Here is an 8449-nt window from a genome sequence, read left to right as displayed (position 1 = left end):
TGGGTGGGGAACCTACCACGGAAGACCATACCAGCGGGCATCGGCCATCGCCGTTGCCGCTTGCGTTGTAACCCCTGGTTTTACACACGGGATGCACGGTGTCTATCTGACACCGTGAGGATGTCACGTTTTGTTCCCGGATTCAGAATCGAGGAAGGATCATGCAGATGAGCAAAACCCGTAAAATCGTCCGTTGCCTTCTCGGCGGTTGTCTGCTGGTGCTCGGCATCGTCAGTGCGGTCGCCGCCGCCTCCGACGAAGCCCCGGCCCAGGTTGCCGAAACCCTGAAAAAGACCTATCCCAAGTTGGAATTCCAGAAGATTTTTACCAGCCCCATCGCCGGACTCTACGAGGTCGCCGCCGGCGGGAAGATCCTCTACTTTGCCCCGAAAACCGGGCACATGCTCGCGGGGGAACTCTGGACCAAAGACAGCGTCAACCTGAGCAAGGAGCGTCTCGGCAAACTCATGGGAGAAAAGCTCAAACTCCTTCCCCTGAATAAGGCGATCAAAATCGGCACGGGCAAGAACACCGTCATCGAGGTCACCGATCCGGACTGCATCTTCTGTCGCAAGGGCTCGGACTTTTTTGCCCAGCGCAAGGACGTGACCCGCTACATCTTCTTCCTGCCGCTGAAGATGCATCCCCAAGCAGAGCAGAAGGCGCGTTACGTTCTCTCCGCCGCCGACCCGGCCAGCGCCTATGAAGAAGTCATGTCCGGCCGCTACGACGAAGGTCCCATCCCCTTTTTCAAGGATAACGGCGTCATAGAGAGCCACAAGGAAGCGACCGCGCTACTCGGCCTGAACGGTACACCCAATTACTGGATCAACGGCACCTTCGTCGCTGGGGCCAACATCAAAGCCATCGAGCGGTTGCTCAAGTGACCACCAAGAAACAGGCCTGGTTCGGCTGGTGCATGTATGATTGGGCCAACTCCGGCTTCGCCACGGTCATCCTGGCGGCGGTCTTGCCCGTCTACTTCGTTTCCCTGGTGCCGGAAGGGGGAGCGCCTCTCTCCCTTTTCGGCCAGAGCCGAACCATGCCGGCCTCGGCGCTGTGGGGCTACGCCGTCTCCCTGTCGATGGTGCTGGTCGCCGTCACCGCTCCCTGGCTCGGCATCCTCGCCGACCGCCAGGGGCGACGGCGGCAACTGCTGATCGTCTTCGCCCTGCTCGGGGCAACGGCCACCGCCCTTCTGGCCCTGGCCGGACCCGGCCGCTACCTGCTGGCGGCGGCGCTCTTCGTCGTCGCCAACGTCGGCTTCGCCGCCGGCAACATCTTCTACAACGCTTTTTTGCCGGCTTTGGCCGAAAGCCATGAAATCGACCGGCTATCGGCCCGGGGCTTCGCCCTCGGCTACATCGGCGGCGGCCTGCTGCTGCTCATCACCTTCGCCATGATCCAAGGCCACGAGTTTCTCGGTTTCGCCGATCGCGGTGCCGCGACCCGCGCCGGGTTTCTGCTCACCGGCCTGTGGTGGGCAGCCTTTTCCATCCCCACCTTCCGCCATGTGCGGGACAGCGCCTTTCTCCATCCTCCCGCCCCGCTGCCGAGCGGCTTTCGGGGCTATCTGCACACCTTCGGCGAACTGCGCCGTTACCCCGACCTGCTGCGCTTTCTCGTCGCCTATCTCTTCTACAACGACGGCATCCAGACCATCATCGTCGTCTCGGCCATCTTCGCCCGGGAGGAACTGGGCCTCTCCCAAGTCAGCATCCTCGGCTGCTTTCTCATGATCCAGTTCATCGCCATGCCCGGCGCCCTGCTCTTTGGGCGCCTGGCGGAGAAGCGCGGGGCCAAGGGCGCGGTCATGCTCAGCCTCTTCCTCTTCATCGCCGTCAGCGGCTACGCCTTCACCATGCGCCACGACTGGGAGTTCTGGATTCTCGGCCTGATCGTCGCCCTGATCCTCGGCGGCAGCCAGGCCATCAGCCGCTCGCTCTTCGCCGGCCTCGTCCCCGTCACCAAAACCGCTGAATTTTTCTCCTTTTACGCCATCAGCGGTAAATTCGCCTCGATCTTTGGTCCCCTCCTCTTCGCCCTCATCGCCGACCTCACCGGCTCCTCCCGCCACGCCATCCTCGCCCTCGCCGCCTTCTTCCTCGTCGGCATCATTCTCCTCGCCGGCGTCGACATGAGCCGCGGAAAAGCCATCGCCCGACAAGGGGCGGAATCCTGAGCCTCCTCCCACGATCTTCCCGGCGGATCTTTTCAAAACATGAAAATTCCCCTGTCGGCGTCGCCGGGAATCGCGGCGAAAAGGCCGGGCAGTTTGTCGATTCGGCCTCAAACCTCAAACGCAGCGTTTGCGAACGGCCTATAAGGTTCTGGACTTGCGCGGCTTGTTGCGGTAATTTAATGGACTCTCCGGTGCGCCTCGGCGCGCCCCCTTTGACTCTTACGCCACAGGGAATCTTCATGCGCAAAACGATTATCGCTACGGTATCGATCATGGTCTTCGGCATGGCCCTGGTCTTTTTCATCCACTCTGCCCATAACCGCTTCGCCCTGGTCATCAACGAAGACGGGAAGACGTATCAGATCGACAAACGCAGCGGCAAAACCTGGCTGATCGAGGGGGATAAAAAGACTCCTCTGGATGCTCCCGACCAGCCCCGGCCAAAGCTGGAAGAATTCGAGATGGCGGCGGAAGACCTGAAAAATCTTCAGGTCGAAGGGCGCATCAGGAAGGGCACCTTTTTCGGCAAGCTCTACAACGGCACGGGTCAACCCATTACCCGGGTGACCTTCAAGGTCAACGCTCGGGAAGCGGACGGTCGCCTGCGCTGGAGCCGGGATTTTACCGAGGGAATGTTCGTCAAGCCGCAGACCACCGGGCGCTTCGCCATCACCGTGACCGACGGCGACGACGTCGGCGAGGTCAGCTGGATCATCGTGAAAGCCTTCACCCGCCCCCTGACCAACGACTCCCCGGCGGGACGATAAATAAATTTCCCAAGGATGAAAGAATAAATCAAAAAGCCTTATCCCTTTCATCCCTGTATAAAATCCTCTTGAACCGCTTTTTATCGCATTGCATTTCATTTTCCGGAGAGAACCCATGAGTATCCTCTTTACCCTGACCGGACTGGCCCTGGTCGCCGTCCTCTTCTTTTTTCCCGAACAGTTCCCCCCCCATCCTGAACTCCTCTCCCAGCTGCACATCGCCGCCGTCGCGCTGCTCGGCATCGCTGCGCTGCTGCAACTGGTCGGTCTCTTCCGGCGCAAACCGGCGGCGGTCGAGGCGCCGGCGGTGAAGGCTCCGGCACCGGAACCGGTCGCGCCCCGTCCCGCTCCGGAAAAACTCGCCCAAGCCCAAGTGGTGCGTTTTCTTGGACAGTTGCAGGAAAAAGGCCGTCTTGTCGATTTCGCCATGGACGATATCACTCCCTATTCCAACGAAGAAATCGGCGCCGCCGCCCGGGTGGTGCATCAGGGCTGCAAGGAAGTGCTGGCCGAAACCTTCGACATCCGCGCCCTCCATCCCGGCAGCGAGGGGGAAGACCTGACCCTGGCCGCCGATTTCGATGCCCGCGCCTACCGGCTGGTGGGCAAGGTTCCCGAGCATCCTCCCTTTACCGGCCGGGTGCTTCATCGTGGTTGGAAAACCGCCCGCGTAAACCTGCCCCAGCTCACCGACGAGGCCCGCGAAGTGATCGCCCCGGCCGAAGTGGAAATCGCCTAAAAATCGGAGTCCGGAATCATGACTAAACGCTTTGCCCTGGGCATCGACCTCGGCACCTCCAACTCGGCCCTGGCCTACAGCGCCGTCGATGGCGACGAATCTCCGCAGGTGCTACCCGTCCCCCAGCTTCTCTCTTTCCAGTCCGTCGGCGAGCGGGAGACCCTGCCCTCGGCCCTCTACCTGGCCCTGGAACAGGAGGCGGCCTCCGCGAGCGCCCGTCTCCCCTGGGAGGAAGGGGCGCCGCCGACCACCGTGATTGGCGAATTTGCCCGCGCTCACGGCGCCCTGTCGCCCGAGCGGCTGGTGACCTCGGCCAAATCCTGGCTGTGCAATCCCAATATCGACCCGGAACAGCCCCTGCTTCCCTGGCAGTCCGATCTCGGGGAACGGAAAATCTCCCCCCTGACCGCTTCCCGCCGTTATCTGGAGCATCTGCGTCAGGCCTTTGTCCGGCATCTGGGAGAGACAGGGCAGGCCGTCGATCTGGCCGCATGCGAAATCGTCCTCACCGTCCCCGCCTCCTTCGACGAGGTAGCGCGCCTGCACACCCACCTGGCCGCCGAATCCGCCGGCTGGGGGGAAGTGACCCTGCTCGAAGAGCAGCAGGCTGCCTTTTATCACTGGATCGACAGCCACGGCGACAACTGGCGCGAGCAGGTAAGCCCCGGCGACCTGGTGCTGATCTGCGATGTCGGCGGCGGCACCGCCGATTTTAGTCTGGTGGCGGTGGCCGAGCATGAGGGCGAGCTGCACCTGGAGCGGATCAGTGTCGGCGACCATCTGCTCCTCGGCGGCGACAACATGGACCTGGCCCTGGCCCACCATCTCAAGGCCGAACTCGAAGGCCAAGGGCAGAAGATCGACAACTGGCAGTTCCTCTCCCTGGTCCACGCCTGTCGCCTCGGCAAGGAAAAACTCTTTGCCGACGCTGCTCTCGACCATTACCCCATCAGCCTCGCCAGTCGCGGTTCCAGCCTTTTCGCCCGCACCCTGACCACCCAGCTGAACCGTGAGCTGCTCGTTCGCGTACTCCTCGACGGCTTCTTTCCTGCCGTCGCCATCGATCAGCATCCCCAGCGTCGCCGCCACTTCGGCCTGCGCGAATTCGGCCTCGACTACGCCGCCGAACCGGCCCTGAGCAAGCATCTGGCCGAATTCCTCGCCCGCGGCTGGCAGAATGTCCAATCCCGGGATGAATTGCGCACCCTCGTCGGCGAGCGTTACGGCGAGCACCAGGGATTGCGCTTTCTGCGTCCCAATGCGGTCCTCTTCAACGGCGGGGTCTTCAAGGCCGCCCCCCTGCGCCAACGGCTGCTCGACATCCTCGCCGCCTGGAGCGACGGCGCTCAGGTAAGGGAGCTCGCCGGCGCCCATTTCGATCTGGCGGTGGCCAAGGGCGCCGCCGCCTTCGCTCGCATCCGCGCCACCGGCCAGGGCATCCGTATCAAGGCCGGCACCGCCCGCTCCTACTATATCGGCCTCGAATCAACCATGCCCGCCGTCCCCGGCTTCACCCCGCCGCTCAAGGCAGTCTGCGTCGTCCCCCAGGGGATGGAGGAAGGGAGCGACATCCCCCTGCCCGACCGGGAATTCGGTCTGATCACCGGCGAGCCGGTGGAGTTCCGTTTCTTCTCATCGAGCATCCGCGCCGGCGACCAGGTAGGGGATGTGGTCGAGGGCGAGGAGGAACTGGAGGAGACCGCCCAGCTGGAGGTCACCCTTCCCCCGGCCTTGGGGCAGATCGGCGAATTTCTCCCCGTAACCCTGCATTCGGTCGTCACCGAACTGGGCACCCTCGAACTCTGGATGCGTCACGCCGCCAGCGGCAAGGAATGGAAAGTGGAGTTCAATGTCCGCGCCCAGTAACCCCCGCTACAGCATCGGCATCGACCTCGGTACCACCAACTGCGTCCTCGCCTACCTCGATCAAAAGGAACCGCGCCGGGGCATCCGCGTCTTTGCCCTACCGCAATGGGAATCGGCGGAGAGCCACGGACGTTTCGAGCTGCTCCCCTCCTTTCTCTGTGCCCTGACGGCGGCGGAGCGGGAAACGGGCTTCGATCCCGCCAGCGGTCCCCATCCCGGCCCCTTCCCCGGCTGGATTCCCGGCCTCTTCGCCCGCGCCCAGACCGCCCTGCGTCCGGGGCGGGTGGTCAGTTCGGCCAAGTCCTGGCTCTGCCACGGCGATATCGACCGCGACGCCCCGATCCTCCCCTGGAAATCGGAGGAAATCCCGGCCGAGCAGCGCCTGTCGCCAATCCAGGTGAGCAGCGCCTATCTCGCCTGTTTCAAGGAAAACTGGAACCGCCTGATGGCCGCCGACGATCCCCGGGCGGCCTTCGAGCATCAGGATGTGGTCATCACCGTCCCCGCCTCCTTCGACGAGGTCGCCCAGCGCCTGACCCTCGAAGCGGCCCGACTGGCCGGCTATCCCGAAAGCCTGCGCCTGATCGAGGAGCCGCAGGCGGCCTTTTACGCCTGGCTCGACGAGGGGCGCAACCTCACCCAACTGGCGGAACTCCTCGACCGGCTGCCGGAAAAGCAGGCGCGGGTGCTGGTCTGCGACATCGGCGGCGGCACTACCGACCTCAGCCTCTTTGAGGTACGCGCGGCCGCCGACTCCCCCATCGGCCTCGCCCTCACCCGCCTGGCGGTGAGCGACCATATCCTCCTCGGCGGCGACAATATCGACCTGACCCTGGCGCACCTGCTCGAACAGAAGCTGCTGCGCGGCCAGGGCAAGCTCTCGGGGCGGCAATGGAACCAGCTCCTCGCCCAGGCCCGCGATCTCAAAGAACGCCTGCTTGGGGATGAGGTGGCGGAAGACGGTCGCGAATTTCCCATCACCGTCGCCGGCAGCGGCTCCGGCCTCTTCGGCTCGACCTTGAGTGCAAAAATCAGCGCCCGCGAGGTGCGCGACTGCATTGTCGATGGCTTCTTCCCGTTGTGCGCGGCCTCCGACCGCCCGCGCAAGAGCAGCGGCGGGCTGCGCGAATGGGGACTGCCCTTCGCCGCCGACAGCGCCGTCACCCACCATCTCGCCGCCTTCCTCGACGGCCAGCATATCGACGCGGTGCTCTACAACGGTGGCTCCGTCACCCCCGAGGCCCTGCGCGCGCGCCTCACCGACCTTTTCGCCGCCTGGCAACAGGGCGAGCGGCCGACGGTCCTCGCCAGCGACTCCCTGGCCATGGCGGTGGCGAAAGGCGCGGCCAAATACGGCTATCTGCTGCGTCAGCCCCAAGGCGGTGAACGCATCGCCGGCGGCCATGCTCACGCCCTCTATCTGGAAGTCAAACAGAAGAAAAAGGGGCACAGCCTGATCTGTGTCCTCCCCCGGGGGATGGAGGCGCACGAAACCATCGTTCTTTCCGAGCAGGCCTTCGATCTGCTAGTCAACCAGCCGGTGCGCTTCCAGTGCTACTACTCGGCCCGCCGCCGGGGGGACCGGCCCGGGGATGTGGTCGCCTGGAACGAGGAGGAGTTTCATCCCCTCCCCCCCTTGCAGACCGCCATCCACCTCCCTCTCGATCGCCCGAAACCGGCCAACAACCGCCTGCGGGTCAATCTCGAATGCACTCTCAACGAGCTCGGGCTGTTGCAGCTTCATTGCCTGGAAGAAGGCGGCCCCGGCCGCTGGCGGCTCGACTTCAACCTGCGCAAGAGCCTGCTTGAAGAAGCCCCGCTCACCCTCCCCGCCGCCCCCCTGGCCGCCGAAGGCCAGGCCACCGAGGCCCAGCGGCTGATTCAGGCCTTGTACGGCAAGAAGCTCGATCCCGATTTCCCCGAACTCAAGCCGAACCAGCTTCTGCGCCGTCTCGAAGAGACCCTCGGCAGTACCCGCGAAAACTGGGACATCCTCACCCTGCGCGGCCTCTGGCCGACTCTGGCGGCGGGGATGACCCGGCGCAACCGCGGCCTCGCCCATGAACTGGCCTGGCTCCAGCTCGCCGGTTACGCCCTGCGCCCCGGCTACGGCGTCGCCCTCGACGAAACCCGCATCGAAGAAGCCTGGCGGCTCTTCAGCCTCGGCCTGGCCTTCCCCGACGACAAACCCGCCCTCGACCATTGGCACATCTTCTGGCGCCGCATCGCCGGGGGGCTCAACGCCCAGCGCCAGGAAAAGATCTACCAAAAGCTGCAGGGGCAGATGCAGGGGGGGCGGGAACTGCCCCAGGAACTGGTACGCCTGCTCGGCTCCCTCGAACGCCTGCCCCTGGCGTTAAAGCAGTCGCTGGTCAAGAAACTGCTCGCCGGCTTCACCCGTTTCAAGCACCGAGAACCCTACGCTTGGGCGCTGGGGCGGCTTCTCGCCCGTGTCCCCCTCTACGCCGGACCGGACAGCATCCTGCCGCCAAGCGAGGTGGAAAAGGCCTACCGCGAACTGGCCGCCCTCGACTGGCACCAGAGCGACTACAGCTCCCTCGTCCCCCTCTTCGTCCAGGCGGCGCGGCGCACCGATCAGCGCGACGTGGATATTCCCCCCGAACTGTGCGAAACCCTCCTCGGCAAACTAAAGGACTCCGGCGCCCGTCCGGAACAGCTGCGCGTCGTGCGCGACTGCATCCCCATCGAAGAAGCCGACCGCGTCGCCCAATTCGGCGAATCCCTCCCCGCCGGGTTGTTTCTGGTCTCGGGGGGGTAGGAATCCGACGAATCAGGCGCACATCGGTGCGGGCCAGGGATATAAGGGCGCAGCATGCTGCGCCCCTACCTCTATCAACCACCGCCAAACAAAACGGCCCGGTCTCTCGGAAGATG

6 protein-coding genes are annotated in these 8449 nt (G+C 64.2%); all 6 read left to right on the top strand.

Annotated elements, in window-relative coordinates; all coding sequences use genetic code 11:
• Positions 1 to 167 precede the first annotated feature (167 nt).
• The gene (locus RBR25_RS07710; RefSeq protein WP_432818965.1) at positions 168 to 887 is read left to right on the top strand and encodes a DsbC family protein; all 720 of its coding nucleotides are present in this window, start codon (positions 168 to 170) and stop codon (positions 885 to 887) included.
• Positions 884 to 2182: an MFS transporter gene (locus RBR25_RS07705; RefSeq protein ID WP_432818964.1), complete on the top strand. Its 1299-nt coding sequence runs from the start codon at positions 884 to 886 to the stop codon at positions 2180 to 2182. The genes RBR25_RS07710 and RBR25_RS07705 overlap by 4 nt, the downstream gene beginning before the upstream one ends.
• 239 nt (positions 2183 to 2421) lie before the next feature.
• Positions 2422 to 2949, top strand: coding sequence for a hypothetical protein (locus RBR25_RS07700; protein WP_432818963.1), 528 nt, complete (start codon positions 2422 to 2424; stop codon positions 2947 to 2949).
• Between the two features lie 115 nt (positions 2950 to 3064).
• Positions 3065 to 3688, top strand: coding sequence for a DUF2760 domain-containing protein (locus RBR25_RS07695; protein ID WP_432818962.1), 624 nt, complete (start codon positions 3065 to 3067; stop codon positions 3686 to 3688).
• An 18-nt stretch (positions 3689 to 3706) separates the two neighbouring features.
• Complete coding sequence (locus RBR25_RS07690) at positions 3707 to 5554, top strand: Hsp70 family protein (RefSeq protein ID WP_432818961.1); 1848 nt, start codon at positions 3707 to 3709, stop codon at positions 5552 to 5554.
• A complete protein-coding gene (locus RBR25_RS07685) occupies positions 5538 to 8333 on the top strand; it encodes an Hsp70 family protein (RefSeq protein ID WP_432818960.1) in 2796 nt (931 codons plus the stop codon). The genes RBR25_RS07690 and RBR25_RS07685 overlap by 17 nt, the downstream gene beginning before the upstream one ends.
• Positions 8334 to 8449: the final 116 nt, after the last annotated feature.

It is taken from the genome of Trichloromonas sp. (assembly GCF_034006665.1).
Lineage (GTDB): Bacteria > Desulfobacterota > Desulfuromonadia > Desulfuromonadales > Trichloromonadaceae > Trichloromonas.
This window is presented reverse-complemented; position numbering and strand designations above follow the sequence as displayed.